The sequence below is a fragment of the Thalassospira sp. A3_1 genome, assembly GCF_017744215.1.
GTDB lineage: Bacteria > Pseudomonadota > Alphaproteobacteria > Rhodospirillales > Thalassospiraceae > Thalassospira > Thalassospira lucentensis_A.
The window spans coordinates 1,330,015-1,351,306 of the sequence record NZ_JAGHQQ010000001.1 but is presented as its reverse complement, the minus strand read 5'-3'; the positions used below and the strand labels follow the sequence as shown (position 1 = coordinate 1,351,306).

At 55.0% G+C, this 21,292-nt stretch carries 19 protein-coding genes and 1 riboswitch; of the genes, 6 read left to right on the top strand and 13 right to left on the bottom strand.

Annotation, left to right across the window (positions count from 1 at the left end; all coding sequences use genetic code 11):
- Window positions 1-8: 8 nt before the first annotated feature.
- From J7395_RS06095 to cobU, 9 genes are all read right to left on the bottom strand, one after another.
- On the bottom strand, window positions 9-815 hold the full coding sequence (locus tag J7395_RS06095) for a class I SAM-dependent methyltransferase (protein WP_209220872.1): 807 nt from the start codon (window positions 813-815) through the stop codon (window positions 9-11).
- Complete coding sequence (locus tag J7395_RS06090) at window positions 812-1,483, bottom strand: glutathione S-transferase family protein (protein ID WP_209220870.1); 672 nt, start codon at window positions 1,481-1,483, stop codon at window positions 812-814. The genes J7395_RS06095 and J7395_RS06090 overlap by 4 nt, the downstream gene beginning before the upstream one ends.
- 192 nt (window positions 1,484-1,675) lie before the next feature.
- On the bottom strand, window positions 1,676-3,190 hold the full coding sequence (locus J7395_RS06085) for a cobyric acid synthase (protein ID WP_209220868.1): 1,515 nt from the start codon (window positions 3,188-3,190) through the stop codon (window positions 1,676-1,678).
- A gap of 48 nt (window positions 3,191-3,238) precedes the next feature.
- A complete protein-coding gene (gene cobO, locus J7395_RS06080; protein WP_097053329.1) occupies window positions 3,239-3,865 on the bottom strand; it encodes a cob(I)yrinic acid a,c-diamide adenosyltransferase in 627 nt (208 codons plus the stop codon).
- 53 nt (window positions 3,866-3,918) lie between these two features.
- Window positions 3,919-4,716 (bottom strand): endo alpha-1,4 polygalactosaminidase, encoded by a 798-nt coding sequence (locus J7395_RS06075; protein ID WP_209220867.1) that lies wholly within the window; start codon window positions 4,714-4,716, stop codon window positions 3,919-3,921.
- Window positions 4,717-4,883: 167 nt separating this feature from the next.
- On the bottom strand, window positions 4,884-5,570 hold the full coding sequence (locus J7395_RS06070; RefSeq protein ID WP_209220864.1) for a hypothetical protein: 687 nt from the start codon (window positions 5,568-5,570) through the stop codon (window positions 4,884-4,886).
- A 199-nt stretch (window positions 5,571-5,769) separates the two neighbouring features.
- On the bottom strand, window positions 5,770-9,537 hold the full coding sequence (gene cobN / locus J7395_RS06065) for a cobaltochelatase subunit CobN (RefSeq protein ID WP_209220863.1): 3,768 nt from the start codon (window positions 9,535-9,537) through the stop codon (window positions 5,770-5,772).
- A 102-nt stretch (window positions 9,538-9,639) separates the two neighbouring features.
- A complete protein-coding gene (cobW, locus tag J7395_RS06060; protein WP_062960231.1) occupies window positions 9,640-10,680 on the bottom strand; it encodes a cobalamin biosynthesis protein CobW in 1,041 nt (346 codons plus the stop codon).
- 32 nt (window positions 10,681-10,712) lie between these two features.
- The gene (gene cobU / locus J7395_RS06055) at window positions 10,713-11,252 is read right to left on the bottom strand and encodes a bifunctional adenosylcobinamide kinase/adenosylcobinamide-phosphate guanylyltransferase (RefSeq protein WP_197467401.1); all 540 of its coding nucleotides are present in this window, start codon (window positions 11,250-11,252) and stop codon (window positions 10,713-10,715) included.
- 59 nt (window positions 11,253-11,311) lie between these two features.
- Window positions 11,312-11,523, bottom strand: a riboswitch (cobalamin riboswitch).
- Window positions 11,524-11,582: 59 nt separating this feature from the next.
- On the opposite strand from cobU, the gene J7395_RS06050 reads away from it, so the two are divergent.
- On the top strand, window positions 11,583-11,789 hold the full coding sequence (locus tag J7395_RS06050) for a hypothetical protein (RefSeq protein WP_209220861.1): 207 nt from the start codon (window positions 11,583-11,585) through the stop codon (window positions 11,787-11,789).
- A gap of 59 nt (window positions 11,790-11,848) precedes the next feature.
- Entirely contained in the window at window positions 11,849-12,424 is a 576-nt protein-coding gene (locus J7395_RS06045; RefSeq protein WP_247741973.1) for a hypothetical protein, read from the top strand.
- Between the two features lie 59 nt (window positions 12,425-12,483).
- Here the strand turns inward: J7395_RS06045 and J7395_RS06040 are convergent, their stop codons facing one another.
- On the bottom strand, window positions 12,484-13,095 hold the full coding sequence (locus J7395_RS06040; protein WP_062960232.1) for a histidine phosphatase family protein: 612 nt from the start codon (window positions 13,093-13,095) through the stop codon (window positions 12,484-12,486).
- Between the two features lie 70 nt (window positions 13,096-13,165).
- Window positions 13,166-14,026 (bottom strand): adenosylcobinamide-GDP ribazoletransferase, encoded by an 861-nt coding sequence (cobS, locus tag J7395_RS06035; protein WP_209220860.1) that lies wholly within the window; start codon window positions 14,024-14,026, stop codon window positions 13,166-13,168.
- Between the two features lie 114 nt (window positions 14,027-14,140).
- Here cobS and cobT point away from each other — a divergent pair, with 114 nt between their 5' ends.
- The gene (gene cobT, locus J7395_RS06030; RefSeq protein WP_209220859.1) at window positions 14,141-15,172 is read left to right on the top strand and encodes a nicotinate-nucleotide--dimethylbenzimidazole phosphoribosyltransferase; all 1,032 of its coding nucleotides are present in this window, start codon (window positions 14,141-14,143) and stop codon (window positions 15,170-15,172) included.
- A 44-nt stretch (window positions 15,173-15,216) separates the two neighbouring features.
- On the opposite strand, the gene J7395_RS06025 is transcribed toward cobT, so the two are convergent.
- Window positions 15,217-16,446 carry a hypothetical protein gene (locus tag J7395_RS06025; RefSeq protein ID WP_062949827.1) on the bottom strand — a complete coding sequence of 410 codons (1,230 nt, stop codon included), beginning with the start codon at window positions 16,444-16,446 and terminating at the stop codon, window positions 15,217-15,219.
- Between the two features lie 256 nt (window positions 16,447-16,702).
- Between J7395_RS06025 and J7395_RS06020 the strand changes: the two genes are divergently transcribed.
- Together J7395_RS06020 and rfaE1 are read left to right on the top strand one after the other, a co-directional pair.
- The gene (locus J7395_RS06020; protein ID WP_062949829.1) at window positions 16,703-17,287 is read left to right on the top strand and encodes a D-sedoheptulose 7-phosphate isomerase; all 585 of its coding nucleotides are present in this window, start codon (window positions 16,703-16,705) and stop codon (window positions 17,285-17,287) included.
- Between the two features lie 45 nt (window positions 17,288-17,332).
- Window positions 17,333-18,805: a D-glycero-beta-D-manno-heptose-7-phosphate kinase gene (rfaE1, locus tag J7395_RS06015; RefSeq protein ID WP_209220857.1), complete on the top strand. Its 1,473-nt coding sequence runs from the start codon at window positions 17,333-17,335 to the stop codon at window positions 18,803-18,805.
- Here the strand turns inward: rfaE1 and cbiB are convergent.
- Entirely contained in the window at window positions 18,802-19,821 is a 1,020-nt protein-coding gene (cbiB, locus tag J7395_RS06010; RefSeq protein ID WP_247741972.1) for an adenosylcobinamide-phosphate synthase CbiB, read from the bottom strand. The genes rfaE1 and cbiB overlap by 4 nt on opposite strands.
- A gap of 423 nt (window positions 19,822-20,244) precedes the next feature.
- On the opposite strand from cbiB, the gene J7395_RS06005 reads away from it, so the two are divergent.
- A complete protein-coding gene (locus J7395_RS06005; protein WP_209220854.1) occupies window positions 20,245-21,279 on the top strand; it encodes a sirohydrochlorin chelatase in 1,035 nt (344 codons plus the stop codon).
- Window positions 21,280-21,292: the final 13 nt, after the last annotated feature.

Genomic DNA, 21,292 nt, shown 5'->3' with positions numbered 1-21,292 from the left:
GCCGGACATCAGTCCGGCCGTTTTGCCATCCAGACCTGATTGGCGGCATAACGCGGCGGATTACCTTTGAAGTCAGAAAATTCCGATATCGAAACAAATCCTGAAATCTGCAACATCAACCGCATTTCACTGCGATGAACCCATCGCATATGATGCCAGCAATCCTCGCATCGTAGGACATTGCCCGTAAGATCAATTTCCTCGAACCGCCAATGTTCTTCAAACCGCTGGGTCAGGGGATCGCTGGTTCGTTCCATCGCAGTGATCCGCAATCGGCTGTCTGGCGCACCAACGCCATCTGGCATCGGAAACAGCGGCAGTTCAACACTTTCCGGGTCACCTTCCGGCAGACAATAACGTAAATCCGGATCAATCAGATCAAGAACCAGCATTCCGCCCGGCCGCAAATGAGCAAAGACCGCGGCAAGGCATCGCTGCTGATCATTGCCATCAGTGATTTCCTGAAATCCGCGAAACGGAATAATGATCAGGGCAAATTGCCGCCCCAGATCAAATTTGCACATATCGCCCTTGTGCCAGATCATGTCGGGATATTTCGCGCGCGCCTGTGCCAGCATCGCATCGGAAAGATCAAGCCCTTCAACCCCAACACTGGCCTCACGAATGGCGGCAGTAATCCGGCCGGTCCCGCAGCCCAGTTCAAGAACCGGACCACCGGTTTTGAAGGCAATATCACGATAAAACGGGATCGGATCTTCGAATAATTTGCGATCAAGGTCGGCACGAAGGTCATAGCTGGCGGCGTTAAGGCCACCTTGCGGGTAAAAGCTGTCGACCTTCGAAGAACCCGTCATTCAAAGTCCAGATCGGCATAATGCGGGGATGGAGGGAAGCTTGCCTGCCGGTCCGCCAGAATATCGCGCATCGCAGGGCGGCTTTTGATCCGCATATACCAATCCCTCGCGCGCGGATGTTTTGACCAGTTGATATCACCCATATAATCAATCACGGAAATCTGGGCAGCTGCTGCAATATCGGCCATGGTCAGATGTTCACCCGCCAGCCAGTTCCGACGCTCAAACAGCCAGCCGATATAGTCAAGGTGATACGCCGCATTGGTCCGCCCGGCGCGCAAAATTTTGGTATCCGGCGTGCCGGTCGAAAAGAAGCGTTTCAACAGCTTCTCGCCCAGAAGATGATCGGTGACCTCGCGGTTGAACTTGCCGTCAAACCATGCGACAAGGCGGCGGATTTCCGCACGTTCCTTGGCATCCGCCCCCAAAAGAGGGGTGTCGGCATAAACTTCATCCAGATATTCGCAGATCACGGTTGAATCGCACAGGACCGTGCCGTCTTCTTCTTCCAGAACAGGCACTTCGCCCGCCGGGTTCAGCGACAGAAACGCGTCGCGTCGCTCCCAGACAGGTTCTGCCTTAAGCTCGAATTCAAGCTTCTTCTCGGCCAGAACCAGACGCACTTTGCGCGAAAACGGTGATAGCCAGAAATGATGTAATTGACGCATGGAATTGAAGATACCCAACCAAGGATGAACGTTTTGCAAACCGGGCCGCATATGGCGGTTTGATACCATAGGGCGTCTGTGCGCCATTCATTACAGGACCGGAATTTCAAATTCTCTCAAACCACGCAAATGCGCCAATGTAAAGGCTTTGTCGCGCCAAACAGCACCAATCTTGCGCTTTTTGTCATCCGTTCAATCCGACCGGCTTCGCGCCAACGCCAAAAGCCCGTCAAGATCAAGACACGCTTCGACATGATCGGCCAGTTCATCAAGCGCTGCTTCAATCCCGGCCTCGAAATCGGCACTGCCATCACGCAACCGCCCGGCAAGCCCCGCCAGATAGGCCGACCGGAACGCATCACTGCCAAACAGACCATGCAAATAGCAGCCTGCAACACGACCGTTCACACTTTGCGCGCCATCCGCAATCCCGCCTTCAAGACAAAGCCAGCTTCGGTCGCGATCCGGCCCGGATGTCTCGCCCATATGGATTTCATAGCCACTGACCGGAATATTGACCGCAACCCCGCCAAGTTTCGCCAGCCCGGCGGTTTGACGCAACGTCTTGTCACCGCCCATCACGGTTTCAACATCAAGCAATCCAAGCCCGGCTTCTGATCCCGCCGCACCTTCGATCCCGTCGGGATCATGGACCATGCGTCCCAGCATCTGATACCCGCCGCAAATGCCAATCACGTGACCGCCCCGACGGTAATGCGCCAGAATATCGATATCCCAACCCTGCTCTTTCAGGAAACGAAGATCGGATGTGGTCGATTTGCTTCCAGGCAAAAGCACAAGGTCGATATCGGCCGGAATAACCTCGCCCGGTTTAATGATCAGAAGTTCGACATCCGGCTCGGCCGCCAGCGGATCAAGGTCGTCAAAATTCGCAATCCGCGGCAGATGCGGCACTGCAATCCTAATCAGTTTTCCACCCTTACCGGCCCGCACATAACGTCCGGCTTTTTCAAGCGCGACACCATCCTCGGCAGGCAGGCGATTGGCCCCATGCCAATATGTTGCGATACCGTAACATTCAAGTCCCGTTTGATCGCGGATGATCTGCAAGGCAGACTCGAACAGCGAGACATCACCGCGAAACTTGTTGATGATATAACCACGCAGCCAGTGACGGTCCCCTTCGGACAGCAGGGCATGCGTGCCGACAATCGATGCGATCACCCCGCCCCGATCAATATCCCCCACTAGCACCACCGGGATTTTTGCCGCCTCGGCAAAGCCCATATTGGCAATATCAGCCGCGCGCAGATTAACCTCAGCCGGTGATCCTGCACCTTCGACAAGCACAAGATCGGCGTCCTGTGCCATCAGGTCGAAGCTTTCAGTCACACGCGGCAGCAAATCGCGTTTCAGCCGGTAATAATCCCGCGCCTTCGCACTGGTCAGGACCTTGCCCTGCACCACGACCTGTGCGCCGATGTCACTTTGCGGTTTCAGCAGAACCGGGTTCATGTGGACCGATGTGGGCACCCCGCAAGCTCGTGCCTGTAACGCCTGTGCCCGGCCAATTTCACCGCCATCATCGGTCACGGCCGCATTGTTGGACATGTTTTGCGGCTTGAACGGACGCACCCGAAGCCCGCGCCGCGCAAATGCACGGCATAACCCGGCTACCAGCAGGGACTTGCCGACATCCGAACCGGTACCTTGCAACATCAAAGCAGGAACAGGGCGCGCACTCATTCCGGTTTCAAAACCTTCCTGTATCTGGCTATCCACCGAAGCCGCAGATCAGAACTCGACACCGATCTGTGCCTTGATGCCCTGTTCGCGGAACGGATGTTTGATCATGGTCATCTCGGTCACAAGGTCCGCCGCCTCGATCAGGGTATCGGGCGCATTTCGGCCGGTCAGGACAACGTGCTGGTCGGGCAGTTTATCCGCCAACGCTGCCAGAACATCATCAAGCGGCAGGAAATCATAGCGCAGAACGATGTTGATCTCGTCAAGGATCACCATGGCAAAGCTTGGGTCGCGCATCATCTCAAGCGCCTTGTTCCAGGCTTCACGCGCCAGTGCCACATCCTGCACCCGGTTCTGTGTTTCCCAGGTAAAGCCCGCGCCCATGGCGTGAAATTCGCAAAGATCGGGAAACTTCTTCAAAAGCTTTGCCTCGCCGGTTTCCCAACCACCCTTGATGAACTGCACAACGCCGACTTTCATGTCATGTCCGACACACCGCATCGCCATGCCGAATGCCGATGACGACTTGCCTTTGCCCTTGCCTGTATGAACGATGATAAGGCCCTTTTTGTCGATCTTCTGCGCCATCATCTTGTCGCGCGCGGCCTTGATCTTCTTCATTTTTTCGTCATGGCGAGCATTCAGGTCGGTATCAGGCGTGTTGTTGTCGGTCATTGCTTCATCCCTTTGTATTTCTGTCGGAACAATGCGGCGAAGCGCGCCCCTGATCAAGGACAGTTTTCGGGTTTCTGATCCAGTTCAAGATGCGCGACGATACCCTGGAAACCGTATTTTCGGGCTTCAGGGCAGAACCGGTCTGGATCGGTCCCTTCTTCGATATATTCGACCGCAAAAACCGGCTTTTTCATCTTTGCATAAGGTAAAAACGCATCCATGAAGCCAAACCGAAATGATGATTCAAGCAGGACAAAATCCATCCGGCCGACCAGTTCCGGAACCAGTCCGCCGGCATTCTTCTGCCCGGTGGCAAGCCCGCGGGCATGCGCCTGCTCAATCAGCCATCCGACATAACGAAGCTGATCGGAACGTGTCAGTTCAAACCCGGTTTTCTTGTTCGACCCATCCGCTTCGTAAGCATCGATATTATCCGGCTCGACACCCAGAAAACCCTTTTCCCGACACAGGTCAAACCGTGCCTCCATGATATGGGCGAATTGCTCGAACCGGCTGATATCAAGCCAGTTTTCGCCTTCCCAACCCCAATAGGGGTTGCCAATCACATCCTTGGGGAATTCGGCATAATCGTCGTTCCAGTCCTCGACCGCGCCAACATTGATGTAGCAGATCGGGAAAATACCGGCTTCGCGCCATTCCTGAACCTGATTGGTCGTCGTTTCAAACAGATCGCTATCGGTTACCCGAATATTGCCGCCGATATCAATGTCGCCCTGCAACTGCCAATGCAGCGGCCCGTTCGGGACCTTTGGCCAGTCATGCGCCGCCGCAATGCCGCTCCCCGCACCAAATTGCAAAACCAGACCGGCAACGGCAAAAAACGCGCGCATCCATATACCCCCGGAAAATCAATCTTGCGAGTTTGCCCGTCTGACAGACTATCGACAACCACCCAAAAAGAAAGCGCGGCCGTTTCCAACCGCGCTCTTGCACCCGTAACGGGTGCGGTCCCCCGGAACCCCACCGGGTTCGGTTCACTGACATGTCTGTTACGACTTCAACCTGATGACAATCCAAGATCGCCGGTCACCAGATCGGCCCATTTATCAGGCTCGCGCATGTCGGTATTACGCAATTCGGGGCGGCGCATCCGTGCCTTGTTGAACAATTGTAAACGGTCACCCGGTGACATCTGACGCAGGCGAAACAATGCCTTGCGCACAGCATCATTCGGGGCATGAACCGGTTTCTGGAAACTTTTTTCGATCACTTCAAGCCGACGCTCAAGCCAGTTGCGCGTCGTAACAACATCCGCAATCAGTAACTTCAATTCGCGAACCACGGGAAAATGATTTAACGCCACATGAGCCCTTGAAATGGTTGCCCGCCAGATCTGACGCTCGACACCTTGAAGATAACGCCAGTAAATCCGCACCTTGGCATCGATTTCGATGGCTGTTTGATCTGGTCCCGGCAGATGGCGCGCCAGTTCGTCCAGGCCATCACGAAATTCTTCGATACTGACCGGTGCATGAACACCGTTAAACCGTTCACGCAGGTCAAGAACCGAACGGATCGCACCGCGGGCCGGGCGGTCATGACCCTGACCGTGCAAATCGGCGCGTAACCAGTCAGGAAGGTCGGCATCAGCAAGCAGGAAATCGACAATGTCTGCATGTCCGGCATGAACCGGCAGAGGGGTCTGCAGATAGTCAGGCAAACGAACGTGTTTCGTTCTTTCCATAGTGGCCTCCTAACTCTGTTGCCGATCCGTCTTTTGCGGTTATCGGCTCGATAGGTGTGCCCCGTCCCTCAACCAATTGATTAACACTTGGTTAAAAGAGATATGGTGCGAAAACGAAACGTTTCAACTCCCCGGTTTGTTCCGACTATTCATTTCAACGGTAAAATTCTCGTGATTCACGATGACGGCCAAGGCCCGGTTATGCCGTGCCGTTCCCCATCAGATCGACTGATACGGAATTCCGGCGCGGCTGCCAAAGACCACGATCAATCGCCTCGCGAAGACGATTGCGAATATCGCAAAACGCATCGGGATTGTGATCCCTGATGAATTCACGCACATCCGTATCGCCAAGATACGCATCATAAACCAGATCAAAATGATGATCTGCGACACACCGCGCCGTCGCGGCAAAGGCAAACAGGTAATCCACCGTCGCCGCCATCTCAAATGCGCCCTTGTAACCATGGCGCATCACGCCTTTGATCCATTTCGGATTAACCACGCGGGCCCGGACAACACGGGCAATTTCTTCTTCCAAAGTTCGGATTTTCGGGCTTTCCGGGCGGGAGTGATCACTGTGATAGACCGTCGGCTGCCTGCCGGACAGATGTCGAACCGCCGATGTCATTCCGCCTTCGAACTGATAATAGTCATCGGAATCCAGCAAATCATGTTCGCGGTTGTCCTGATTATGAACAATCGCATCGACCCGCGACAGCCGCGTTTCAAACAGATCACGCGCCGCTTCGCCTTCTGCCCCGTTGCCATAGGCATAACTGCCCCACGCCAGATAGGCATCCGCCAGATCGGTCTCGTCTTCCCAAAGTTCTTCGTCGATCATCGCCTGCAACCCCGCGCCATAGGCACCAGGTTTGGCGCCGAACACGCGAAATGCCGCCTGTTTCCGTGCCTGATCGTGACTTTCCCCAGCCTCACACAGCTTAGCGGTTTCTGCCGTAACCCGAACCGCAATCGGGTTCATGTCCGGCGCTTCGTCCGCCTGTTCGGCCACCGCACGCACCGCGCTGTCAAACAGGTCAATCAAGCCGGGGAATGCATCGCGGAAGAAACCCGATATGCGCAACGTCACATCAACGCGCGGACGCCCCAACAGGGATGCGGGCATAATCTCGAACCCGGTGACCCGGCGCGATGCACTGTCCCAGGTTGGCCGTACCCCCATCAGGGCAAGCGCCTGGGCAATATCATCGCCCCCGGTGCGCATATTGCTGGTGCCCCAAACCGAAAGACCCAGGGCCGCGGGCCATTCACCGTGATCCTGAACATGCCGTTCCAACAACAGTTCGGCTGATTTCCAGCCCAATTGCCATGCCGCCGGGGTCGGAACCGTCCGCGTATCAACCGAATAGAAATTCCGCCCGGTTGGCAAAACGTCCGGTCGACCGCGCGTTGGTGCACCCGATGGCCCCGGTTCGACAAACTTGCCCGCAAGACCGCGCAGCAATCCGGCAATCTCGGCATCGCCACAGGCTGTGACCGCTGGACGAATAGATGTTTCGATATCGGAAAGAACCTCAATTGTCCGCTGCCATGCACTATCGGCCGCGATCACACCGCGCACCAGATCGCGCGCCAAAAGCTCGATCCGTTCCACCGTATCACCCGTGGTGCGCCACGGACCAACATCATATCGCGCAAGGATTTCGGGCTTCAGGCCCGGCCAAAACTCGGCAAAGGCACAATCAAGCGGATCAAAACCGGGATCACCAAGAATATCGGCAGCAAGGGCACGATGAAGCGATGCCTTCGGCCCCTCGCTCGCGCCCCTTGGCAATCTTGCCAATGCGACCAGAAGGTCGGTCAAAAGATCGCCTTCCGGCGCTTTGCCAAAGATGTGCAAACCATCGCGAATCTGAAGTTCCTTCAACTCGCACAGATAGTTATCAAGTTTGGCAAGTGCGCTTTCCTCATCCTCGTCCGGCTCAATCCCGCAGTCACGGTCAAGGCCGATGCGAATGGCAAGTTCAAGAATATCGCGCTTCAGGATCAGCAGCCGCCTTGGGTCGACCGCGGCTGCGTCGTAATATTCATCGACCAGCGCCTCCAGATCCTTGAGCGGCCCGTAACTTTCCGCCCGCGTCAAAGGCGGTGTCAGATGATCAAGGATCACGGCCTGCGCACGGCGCTTGGCTTGTGTGCCTTCACCCGGATCATTAACGATAAAGGGATAGAAATGCGGCGTCGGGCCAAACACGGCCTCGGGGAAGCATTCTTCCGACAGCGCCAACGACTTGCCCGGCAACCATTCCATATTGCCATGTTTGCCGAAATGAATGACCGCATGCGCCCCAAAATGATGACGCAGCCAGATGTAGAACGCGAAATAGTTATGGGGCGGCACCAGATCGGGCGAGTGATAGCTTTCAAGCGGATCGATATTGTATCCACGTGCCGGTTGCAACCCGACGACAACATTGCCCATCGGCAGGATCGAAAGGGCAATCGCCGCCCGATCCGGCAGATAAAACGGATCGCTTTCCGGATCACCCCAGGCATCTGTCACCTGCTGGCGAATGCGCGCTGGCAGGGCGGCAAATGCCGCGCGATAATCCGCAACCGGGATCGTCACCCGAACAATCCGATCAGCCAGCGACTTGTAATCATTGGTCGGCCCGGCCTTAACCGCGGCAATCAGCACATCGCCATTTTCCGGCAGGTCGTCAATCCTGTACCCGGCATCCTTCATCGCACGCAGTGTCTCAATCATCCCGGCCGGTGTATCAAGCCCCACACCATTGCCAAGCCGCGCATCCTTGTTGGGGTAATTGGCCATGATCATCGCGACTTTGCGCATCGGAGCGTCCGTCTTGCGCAATTTGACCCAATTGGCCGACAGTTCTGCAACAAAGGCAACACGATCGCGTACCGGGATATATTTGACCAGATCAATCTGTGTCAGGGCATCCTTGCCCGCCGATCCCTTGAATGACACTGCACGCGACAGGATACGCCCATCTACTTCCGGCAATGCTACATTCATCGCAATATCGCGCGCGGCAAGCCCGTTGACACCATCACGCCAGGACGCTTCACCACCGCCCGACAGCACAACCTGAAAAACCGGTGCGTCTACACCGTCAAACGGTCCGCTCTGGCGTTCGATACCCGGCACCGCAAGGGAAAAACCGGTGGTATTGAGGATCAGGTCTGCTTTGGTTGCCCCCAGCCATTCTTCGACCAAGGCAGCAGCAACCGGATCTTTCAGGCTGGCAACAAAAATTGGCAACGGGTTTAGTTTATTAGTCTGAAGTTCTTCAACCAGTGCATCAATTACGTCCAGATTACCGGCCTGAATTAACGCACGGTAGAAGATTATCGGAACAACAGAATGATTTTGTTTCCAAATTTGTTCAATTTCTTCAAGATTTGCCGTTGTTTTTCCCGGCCAGTACAACCCGGCCTTGACCAAGGGTGCCGCCGGTTTCCAGTTCCAGCTGACAGACGGGTTTAACTTTTCATATATAAGACGAAGTAAATGTTCGGCATTTTCCGGCCCACCTTCGATCAGGTAACGCCAGATTTGCTGATATGTGCTGCCCTTAACCGTCGATAGGGACAGAAGCTCTGCATCGGGTTGATCGTCACCGGGCAACAGTACCAGCGGCACATCGTTGCGAAGGGCCAGTTCGACCAGTTGTTCGATCCCGTATTCCCAATATCCTCGCCCGCCCAGAATACGCACGATGATGAATTTGGCCTCTGCCAGAACGTCGTCGACATAAAGATCGACCGACATATTGTGCCCCAGCTGCAAAAGGCTCGCCAATCGCAGGGAAGGGACATCCTTGCCAAACCCCGCATCCAGCCGTGCCTGCGCACCCGCCAGACAGGCAAGCTCGGACTCTGCAGCCGACAGGATAACAACATCGCCCGGGCTTTGCCCCAGATCGACGGCCTCGCTTCCATCGGTGACCAGTCCCGGCTGGGCGGCAAGTAGATGCATCGGGAACTTCCGTTTCTTTTCTCGGATATCAGGGTCCTGAAATCACCCGGCCTGCACTGGCGCAGCCGGATGATCTCAGTGTTCAAACATGAACGCGCCGCTTCAAGACGCCTTGATGGCCGCTTCGATAGCGTTGCGATCCAGACCATGCAGGCCAATCACTACCAGTTCCGACCGGCGCTTTTCGGTTGCCGCCCACGGACGGTCGAAATAACGCTGGAACCGTTCACCAACACCCTGAACGACCTGACGCATCGGTTTGCCGGGAATATCAAGGAACCCCTTGATCCGCAGCACATCAAACTGACGCACAACATCAATCAAACGCTTCTCAAGCGCTGCGGCATCCTCAACATTATCAAGCGACACGACAAAGCTTTCAAAATCATCATGGTCATGTTCGTGACCATCGTCATGATGAGACGGGCGACTATCAAGGTCGTCCTCGGCTGCCGCACCAAGACCCAGCAACACAGCATTTTCGACCTTTGAATGCGCGGTTGCGATAATCTTGACGGACGGACGTTTCAGCTCGGCCCGGACATCTGCCTCGACCTTGGCAATTTCGGCCTCGCTCAGCAGATCGGTTTTGTTCAGAACCACCATATCCGCACAATGGAGCTGTTCTTCAAACAGCTCCTCAAGCGGGCTTTCGTGATCCAGATTGTCGTCCGCTTCGCGCTGTGCCTGAACCGCGTGATGATCATGGGCAAACAGCCCGTCACGCAACGCCGCTCCATCCAGAACGGCAACGACGCCATCCACCGTGACGCGCGACCGGATTTCCGGCCAGTTAAACGCCTTGACCAACGGTTTTGGCAATGCAAGCCCGGATGTTTCGATCACGATATGATCTGGCGGTGTATCACGATCAATCAACCCCTTGATGGTTGGCAGGAAATCATCGGCCACCGTGCAGCAGATGCACCCGTTTGCCAGTTCGACAACGTCGTCCTCGGCACAACCCGATATGCCACATCCATTAATAACCTCGCGGTCAACACCCAGATCGCCAAACTCGTTGATGATCAGTGCAATCCGCTTACCCCCGGCATTTTCCAGCATATTGCGGATCATCGTGGTTTTTCCTGCACCAAGAAAGCCGGTGATCACTGTTGCCGGGATTTTTCCAAGCTGTGCCATGTTCAATTGTCCTTAAATCCATAAATTCTGTTCTATTTAACTGCCATCGGAATGCCGGCAACCACAAGCGTCACCTGATCAGCAAGTTCGGCAATTCGCTGATGCAATCGTCCTGCGTGATCCCGAAAGCTGCGCGCCATGGTATTTTCCGGCACAATCCCGAAGCCAACCTCGTTCGACACCAGAAGAACCGGAATGTCCAGCCCAGGAAGGATGTCGCATAATCGGTCAAATTCGGCCTCGATATCGCGATCTTCCAGCATCAGATTGGTCAGCCAAAGCGTCAGGCAATCGACCAATACCGGTTTGCTGCCATCACTATTGCAGGCAGACAGGACCGTGCAAAGATCAAGCGGTTCCTCGATCGTTTGCCACATCTCGCCGCGCGATGATTTGTGAAGTTCTATACGGTTTGCCATTTCGTCGTCCCACGCACGACCGGTCGCGATATAGATACCGCCGCCTGCATGGTTGATCCGGTTTTCGGCAAACCGGCTTTTGCCCGATCTGGCACCGCCAAGGATCAGATGGATCCCGGCAAGCTGGCTGTTTTCAGCCATATTCTGGGTCATACCCGTTTTCCTTCGCTTTGACCTCCCACCGAGGCCCGATTGCGTTACCCCATATCCTTGCGAACAGGGATACCGATGGCTGGTTTCCTGGCTGCGGGCATGAAAGCAATCCGCCTTCCCGGCATGTTGGCTACGCATCAACATTACCGGTGGCTGGTGACATCACATCACCCGGATCACCCAACCCGTTACAGTTGCGGGGGCAGCACCGGCATCACACCGGTTTCCCATCACCAAACGGCAGCGCCGAACCTAGCAGCTTTGCCCCTATGACCAAAGCCCAAACTCCGACCTAGCCATAAGGTCAGTATTTGTAAGAATTGACTGCTTGTGAGCGGTTATTCTTTAGGAGAACATAATTTTATCACGTTGGAATCAGAGCTGCCAAAAGCCGCCAGCGTGATCGCCGAACATTACAAAACAAACAAAGTCCGGATGCTGGAACCGCAAAAGGTTTCGGGTCAACTCTTGGGGTTAATTGGAAATTTGCTGATCAAATGGCAATTCATGAACAAATTCAACGAATTCGGAACCTGAAATCAACAACCTGGCAAACCGTATCACGCGAAGACATGTGGCGCGGGTTGCTTGATAGATTGAACTATAATGATCAATCCTTTCCCGAATTCCTGCAACATCATGCCGTGAATGGTGAAATATCATTGGCGCGTCGTGATGTTCGAAACATTTATGCCAGCCGTCCGACCTGTGGTGTTGTCGCGACCATTATCTGGTCGCATGCGCGTGGCATTCGCGTAAATGCGCTTTCGCTTCTGGTCCGTGACCTGACCAAACTCGTGGAACTGTTCGAAAATGACGATTTCGACGAGGATCAAATGTCACAGCTTCTGGGTCAGCCGGGGATATCCATCCCGACCGCCAGCAAAATGCTTTCAGCCTGTGGCAAGAAATACAAGGGCAAACCAGCGGCCATCATCGACGACACGATTATTCAGGTGATAGAGGCACCGGAATTCACGTCCGATTTCACTGAAATCAACGAGCTTCGCGGCAAATCGCGCAGCCGCCCTATTCCCTACTACGAAGCCTATCTCGAAGATGTCGCGTCAATCTGTGGCAGATACGATGTCACTGCCGATATGGTAGATCGCTTTTTGTCGGAATACGCCCTTTCTGGTTCGCGTGAAACCGAACAGCGAAAATCAGCCTGAAACAGATACCCTGCCTGATTTTCGCGCGGGGTTCTTTTCATCCAAAATCGCCAGATCGTCTAATAGCGCAAATTCACACCGGTTACCCGCCAGCCAGGCTGATCGACACCGGCAATATGTTCGATCCGCGTCAAACCGAGTGTATCGACATGAAACGACAACGCCGCCTCAAGTGGCAGACCAAGGGCGCTTGCCAAAGCCGCGCGTACCGTTCCCCCATGAATAACCGCGACAATATCTTTCCCTGCCCAATAGCGCGTCAACCGGTCAAACAACGGGCCGACGCGTTCGACAACATCCCCGAAACTTTCTCCATTCGGGGGGTGCTGTCTGGCAAAATCCGTCCAGAAACGTGTGGTCTCCCCCTTCGGAAGGTCATTCCAGTGCTTCTTTTCCCACGTACCGAAATGCTGCTCGGCAAACCCGGTCTCACGGGTCGGCAGGATGTTTTCATCCATCAGTTCCAGAAGTTTTAACGCGGTATCAAGCGTTCGCGACAAATGACTGGTAACCCAGATCGCCTCGCGAGGCAGTTGACGCGCCAAGGCCCGCAACGCTTTTTCATCCGACAGATTAACCGGCATGTCACTTCGACCATAAACAAGCCGTTCCGGATTTGTCACCGGCGCATGGCGAACAAGCCACCACCGCGTCGTCACTGCCTTCTGCATTCTTCCCCCAAGGAAAAATGTAATCCATGAAATGCCGGTCAATTTGCGCGGCGGTATTTTTATGATCTTATCACCAAGTGACCTGCAACACTGCGATAAATGCAATGCCGACAAATAGCTCGGAAATGATTTGCGTCATACCCAGCACATCACCGGTATGGCCACCAATCTGATGCCGGGCGATCCAGCCGACGATCGATGCCCCGACCATCATGGCAACCAAACACATGAATGCGGTCAATGCCCCTGCAACAATCACCACCAGTATCAAGGCAACGGCAAGTCCTGCCGCGACCATTCTGATGTCGGGACGTCCGGCTCCCTTGCCAAGCCCGTCTTCACGCGCCGGATCAAAAACATAGGTCACAATCGGCATCGCCGCACGCGATAGTGTCGCCATCACAATCAGAATGGCGGCCATGCTGCCGCTTTCACCCGCAGCCGCCAGAACAGCAACACGCATCGCAAGGCATAAAACAAGTGCAACAACACCATATGTGCCGATGCGACTGTCACGCATGATTTCAAGTTTACGCAACTTGTCCTGCCCGCCACCAAATCCGTCTGCGCAGTCGGCAATACCATCTTCATGCATCGCCCCGGTTAACAGGATCAGTGCCAGCGTCGCGACAATGGCCGCAATCATGCCATTTCCGGTGAGAACTTCGGTCAGATATGCCGGGATGATCGCGATACCTGCAATAAACAGTCCCACCAATGGCCAGCACCAGACCGACCGCGCGATCGCAACCGGGCGAAAGTCACATGTTGCAGAAACCGGAACACGGCTCAAAAGGGCCAGCGCCCGCCAGAAATCGGTAACCGGTCCCTTTGGCGACGAAATGTCTTCGTCGTGCTCAATCTTGCTGGCAATGCCCTCGTCATCAGGGCTTTGCGATTTCATTCCGGCTTGATTATGATCATTTGTCACGGGTGATTTCCCATATTCGAACTGGCATTTTGCACGCAATCAGACTAATCATGGGCGCGACAGAAGCCAAGCAGAAGACGCTTTGCATCCTCGTCCGCCAGCCGGAGATTTTCCATGTTCGACCCCAAGCATCCCCCGCAAAGCCTTGATGAAATCCGCACCCTGATGGCCGAATTGCCCGGTGTCGATACCGAGGCACAGGCCGCCGTCAGCGCGCGCGAGCCCGAACTGACCAAACCCGCAGGCGCACTTGGTCGCATGGAAGATATCAGCCTTTGGCTGGCCGGGTGGCAGGGAAATTCACGCCCGAACATGTCACGTCCGCGTGTCACGGTCTTTGCCGGAAGTCACGGTGTTTGCGCCCAGGGCGTGTCCGCCTTCCCGGTCGAGGTCAACCAGCAAATGGTGGAAAACTTCATCAATGGCGGTGCGGCGATCAACCAGATCTGCAAAACAGTAGATGCCGAATTGCGCGTGATGGAAGTCGCACTTGAAATTCCAACCAACGATTTCTCACAAGAACCCGCCATGGATGACGAAGGCTGTGCCGAAGCAATGGCCTTTGGCATGAGCGCAATCGAAAAGGGGCTCGACCTTTTTGTGCCCGGTGAAATGGGAATCGGCAATACCACCTCGGCAGCGGCTATTGCCCACGCACTGTTTGGCGGTGCAGCCGCCGACTGGACCGGACGCGGTACCGGCATTGACGATCAAACGCTTGAACGCAAAACACGCGTGGTAGGCGACGCCATCATCCTGCACAAAAATCAGATGCATGATGCACTTGATGTTCTGCGCTGTGTTGGTGGTCGTGAAATCGCGGCGATGGCCGGTGCCATTCTTGCTGCTCGTTATCAGCGGGTGCCGGTTCTTCTTGATGGTTATGTATCCTGCGCCGCTGCGGCAACCCTTGCCGCCATCCGCAGCGATGCGCTTGATCATTGCATGATCGGGCATGTCTCGGCCGAGCCGGGCCACAAGCGCCTGATCGAAAAACTGGGTAAACAACCGCTTCTCGATTTTGGCATGCGCCTTGGCGAAGGATCGGGGGCAGCCCTTGCCATCCCTCTTTTGCGGGCATCAGCGGAATGCCACAACGGCATGGCAACCTTTGCCAAGGCTGGTGTTGCAAGCTGCGGTGCATAATCGTTTTGACTTCGGAATTAAAAGACGCCAGCTATTTGCTGGCGTTATTTTTTAGTGCGTTCGCTTAGCAGCTGCTCAACATAACGCCCCTGAAACATGGTGATATTGATGCCATGACCGAACTTGATCGCGCGTTCATCATCACAACGGCACATGATCACACGCGTATCGCCTGACTGCGCGACCGCTTCACGCATCGCATTGCCGTGTTCCTCGTCCAGATTTTCCATTTCCGGGTCCCAGATCATCTTGATCATATCAACGCCAAGCTTGTTGCGGTTGATATAGGGCAGCGACAGATGGCTGATGCCATCAATACAAATCCGGTATCCGCGATCACGGCAAAAATCGCGCGCAAAGAAAAACGCCCCAAGATCAGCGAAAATATCGATCTTCTGCAGCTCAAGCACGATTGTGCCGCGCTGGCCTGCTTTGACATTGCTGTCAAACGTCAGGAAATCCGGCGATAGCAGCGTCGAAACATTCAGATTGATACTGACCGAGCCGGTAACCGATGCGTCATTGCTGCGCGTAAGCAGGGATAACATCCGCCGATCAAGAATTTCCGTCAGGTGCTGGAACAGCCAGCGATTCGACAGAACATTGACATCAGGCAGCAACGTCTGCTGCAAATCCTTGATCGAAATGAACAGTTCGTGGAAAACCGGCGTCGGGTTTGCATCACCAACAACGGCACAAATCGCCTGTCGGCGCATCAGGTTCGAAAGATCGGCACGACGCAATGCCTCGTCGATACGACCAAGGATTTTCGGCGTCAGTGGTGCACGACCGTCTTCAAGATCAGGACTATCGTTATGGCGCTCGGCCGCCTTGCTGACCTGACGCGGACGGTTGGCGTTCGATCGCACAAGCGTCTGGGTCAGATGCAGGAAATCCTTGTATTGCTGGGCAACGTCAAAATAGTCGGTAAAGGTCGCCGGTGCGCCACTTTCATCCTTGCCATCACTGATCAGTGGATCGTCATTGAACAGGAATTTAAGCCGGAAGATGACGGCATTGACCTCGTCAATCTCGGCCGCATCAAAGATAAAAATCAGATCCTGATTGGACAGCGTAAAGATGCGCCCGGTAACTTCTGGCACGATGTCTTCGAACGATGCAATTGCCGTGCGGATGTGATGGTCACGCCGGTTGAATGGCAGAAGTTTTGAAAAATGCACATGAATTGCCCCCACGCCATCCTTGCGACGTTCAAGACGCCGCACATAATCGACCAGAAAGGCTTCGGGTGAGGGTAACGTGCTTTCAGACATACAGGATGACCAGATTTTCCAATGTGCAACGCGCGGGGAAAGTCCCGATTGAAATACAATAGTTCGCTGCCTGTTAACAGCTTATGTATTTATCATTGTGATAAATTGAAACCAAACGGGAAAAACGGGCACTTTCTGACGTTCCGCCAATTGCCGCAAACACTGCTTTCCACAACGATAAGTCATGGCAATACATCATCCAAGCTGCTAGTTTCAGCCCGATTTCATCGCCTCGAACATTCCAGAGATCAAAAACATGGATATCAATGCCTTCTTCGATGCCGAATTTGACGAGCATCTTGATCTGGTCGACAAAACCCGCGAAGCAACGCGTGCGCCCTTTGCAAAGCTGGTATCGATCTGCACCAATGCGCTGAATGAAGGCAACAAACTCCTGTTCTTTGGCAATGGCGGATCGGCCGCTGACGCGCAGCATATCGCAACCGAATTTACGGTTCGCTACATCAATGACCGGCGCGCTTTACCAGCCATCGCACTGACAACAGACAGCTCAGCATTGACCGCCATCGGTAACGATTTCGGTTTCGATTATCTGTTCTCGCGCCAAATTGAGGCACTAGGGCGGCCGGGCGATATCGCGATTGGCATTTCGACCTCCGGCAACAGCAGGAACGTCAATCTCGGCCTTGAAAAGGCGCGTGAGATGGGGCTGATCGCCACCGGATGGACCGGTAAAACCGGCGGCGCGATGGTCGATCTGTGCGATCCGCTAATGATCGTGCCCAGCAACACCACCGCCCGCATTCAGGAAATGCATATCCAGATCGGGCAGATGCTGGTTGGCGCGCTGGAACATACCCTTGGCCTGACCAAAGCCTGAGCCGACCAAACACCTTCGACTTAACGAACAGAAGACGATACGAACATGACCGATCTTAGCCATCTGGCCCAACTGGTTGAACAGCTGCCCAATGCCAAGGTGCTTTGCATCGGCGATGTCATGCTCGACCGGTTCGTATATGGCTCGGTCACGCGCATTTCGCCCGAGGCACCGATCCCGATCATTCGGGTCGAACGCGAAAGCGCCATGCTGGGCGGGGCGGGCAATGTCACGCGCAATGCGACGGCCCTTGGCGCATCGGTCCGTTTCCTGTCACTTGTCGGTGATGATCTTCCGGGCCGCGAGGTCATGGAATATGTCGCCAATGACAAGGGCGTCGAACCCTATATCCAGATTGAACGCAACCGCCCGACCACGATCAAGACCCGCTATATCGCAGGCGGACAACAATTGTTGCGATCTGACAACGAAACTACCGCAACGCTTGCGGCGGCAACCATCAGCAACCTTTCGGCTTTGGCTGCACAACTGGCCCCCGATGTCAGCGCTATCGTCCTTTCCGATTACGGCAAGGGTGTTCTGCATGGTGACGTTGTCGCCGCAACCATTGCCGCCGCGCGCAAGGCTGGAAAGCCGGTAATCGTCGATCCCAAGGGTACGGATTATAGCATCTATCGCGGTGCCACGGTCGTCACTCCGAACCGCGCGGAAGCCCAGGCCGCAACCGGCATCGACATTCAAAGTGATGAGGATGCAATTGCCGCGGCCACCAAAATCATCACCGAATGCGGCATTGAAAACGTCCTTCTGACCCGAAGCCAGGACGGCATGACGCTTGTCACCAGCACGGGTGAGGCCATTCACCTTCCAACCGAGGCCCGCGAAGTATTTGATGTTTCCGGTGCCGGTGACACGGTTGTTGCCTGCCTTGCCTCGGCGATTGCCGGGGGTGCGTCGCTTTCCGATGCAGCCCGCATTGCCAATGTCGCGGCAGGCATTGTGGTTGGCAAGATCGGCACGGCTGTTGTTTATCCGGACGAGCTGGTTTCTGTCCTGCATCATCACGACCTGATGATCGGCGAAGCCAAACTGATGCCGCTTGACCGCATGGTGGATCGTGTCGAACGCTGGCGCCGCAAGGGATACAAGGTTGGCTTCACCAATGGCTGTTTCGATCTTTTGCATCCGGGCCATCTCAGCCTTCTGCAACAGGCGCGATCCAATTGTGACCGTCTGATTGTCGGGCTTAATTCCGATGCGTCGGTCAAACGGCTTAAGGGCGAAGCACGACCCGTGCAATCCGAAGCCGCCCGTGCGGCTGTCCTGGGGTCTCTTGAAACCGTCAGCGGTGTGGTGATTTTCGGCGAAGACACCCCGATCACTGTGATCGAGGCCCTCAAACCCGATATTCTGGTCAAGGGTGCCGATTACACCATCGACAAGGTTGTCGGCGCAGATATCGTTCAGGGGTACGGCGGCAAAGTCGTTCTGGCCAATCTCGCCGACGGTTTTTCGACGACCTCCACCATTGCGCGCATCAATCAGGGCAAAGACTAGTCCAGCCCAACCCAGATCATCTTCAGTAATATCGGCCACGTAGCGTTCAGAATGCAGGACGTGGTGTAAAGCTTAAGTGCGCGGTCGATATCGCTGGCATCGGCATCCCGCCTGCCATCGCCAATATAGGGATCCTCGACCAGTTCCGCGCCGTATTGGCGCGGCCCGGCAAGCGACAAGTCAAGCGCCCCGGCAAAAGCCGCTTCCTGCCATCCGGCGTTCGGCGATTTGTGCTTTGACGCATCGCGCAGCATGGTTTTCCACGCATGCGCACCGGAAGTTTTGCGGCCTATCACGGCGGCCAGGCAGATCACCCCACCGGCAATCCGTGCCGGAATAAAGTTCACAACATCATCAAGCCGGGCCGCGAACCTGCCAAAATAAAGATAACGGTCACTGCGATGACCGATCATCGAATCAAGCGTATTGATCGCCTTATAGGCACAAAGCCCGATCGGCCCGCCCAGCACATACCAAAACAGCGGTGCGACCACCCCGTCCGAAAAGTTTTCCGCACAGCTTTCAATCGCCGCCCGGCTGACCCCGGCCTCGTCAAGCGATTGCGGATCGCGCCCGACAATCATCGAAACCTCCGCCCTTCCGCCCGCAAGTCCATCGCGCTTTAACGCGACAGAGACAGCTTTGACATGCTGATAAAGCCCCTTTTGCGCAATCAGGATGGCAAGCAGCAGAATATCGGCAAACCGGAAAATACCACCAAACGAGGATATCAGCTGGATAACGCCACCAAACACCGTCGCACAGGCAATCACCGCTAGACTGGTAAGGCTTCCGCGTAAAAAGCGATCACTGTTGCCATATCGCGGTTTGTTCAGGCGTTTATCAAACCACGCAATCAGATTGCCAACCCAGACCACCGGATGCGGCACCCGCCCGAACAGCCACGGGAAATCGCCAAAAACGGCATCCAGCACCAGCGCCAGTACCAGCACGGTGAAAAGTGGGCCCGTAAAACCGGGCTGCGGGATCAGAAATTGAAGGATCGCGGTTTCCATTGCGGCAATGTGCGTTGCGCACGTATTTCCGTCAATGCTCATACGATGTTAAACGGGCAACCGTCTGAACGAACGGCACGATTTGCCAATCCGACCGGGCTTTGGTAGAAGCAATTTCATACTTTTTATTTTTTCTTCATAACAATGTTGACTATCATGTTTAACATCCGACGTCAGGAAGCCGTCCCCATCCCTATCCGCGTTTCGGACGGCAAGGTGCATCACCACAACATCTGCAAACGTCTGTAAAACGGACCACAACAGTTTGTATTTCCATTCCTGTCTGCCCTCGCGACCATTGTTCAATCAGCTGCGGCTTGCATTCCGCAGTCCAATCGGTGAAAACGGGGGTGGCATCGGGTACCGTGGCGGTTTGTGACCGTCATGCACAAAAACACGAGAGAGACAAAGGAGCAGCCTTTTATGTCCCCCAAAGGCGCCGTAATGATTTGCGGACACGGTTCGCGTGATGAGCGCGCTGTTTCACAGTTCAACGCCATGGTTGAAACAATGAAGCAGACCCATCTGGCCGATTATGATGTCGAAAGCGGCTTTCTCGAATTTGCCCACCCGATCCTGCGTGACGGCTTTGAAAAACTCAAAGCCATGGGCCACAAGAAAATCTATGCGCTTCCGGGCATGCTTTTTGCCGCCGGTCACGTCAAAAACGACCTGCCAAGCGAGGTGAACAACTTCGCCCATGAAAACCCTGATATCGACGTGAAATTCGGTCGCGATCTGGCGATTGATCCCAAGCTTCTGCGCGCAAGTGCTGATCGCATCGAAGAAGCCCTTGCAACGGCTGATGATGGCATCACGCGCAAGGATACCCTTCTGATGGTCGTCGGTCGTGGCACCAATGATCCGGATGCCAATTCAAACGTCTATAAGGTCGCCCGCATGCTGCAGGAAGGCCTTGGTTTCGGTCGTACCGAAATCAGCTATTCCGGTGTTGCGCATCCACGCGTCAATGCTGGCCTGCGCGAAGCCATGAAGCTTGGTTACAAGCGCGTGGTAGTCTTCCCGTATTTCCTGTTTGCGGGCATCCTGATCGACCGGATTTACACCCACACCGACGAAGTTGCCGCCGAATTCCCCGATGTCGAATTCATCAAGGCGGAATATCTGCGCGATCATCCACTGGTGCTGGAAAGCTTTGCCGAACGTCTGGCCGAGATCGATACCGGCGAAAACAACATGAACTGTCAGCTGTGCAAATACCGCGAACAGATCATCGGGTTCGAAGGTGATGTCGGCACAGCCCAGGTCGGCCATCATCACCATGTGATGGGGATCGGTACAGACGGGCATAGCCACGGCCACAGTCATGGACATAGCCATGGACATGGTCATGGGCACCATCACGGACATGGGCATTCACACGATCATGGGCACAGCCATACACATGACCACGCCCACGATCATGCCCATGATGTCAACAAGGCGACCGGCTCCTGACCGGTCGCCCTTC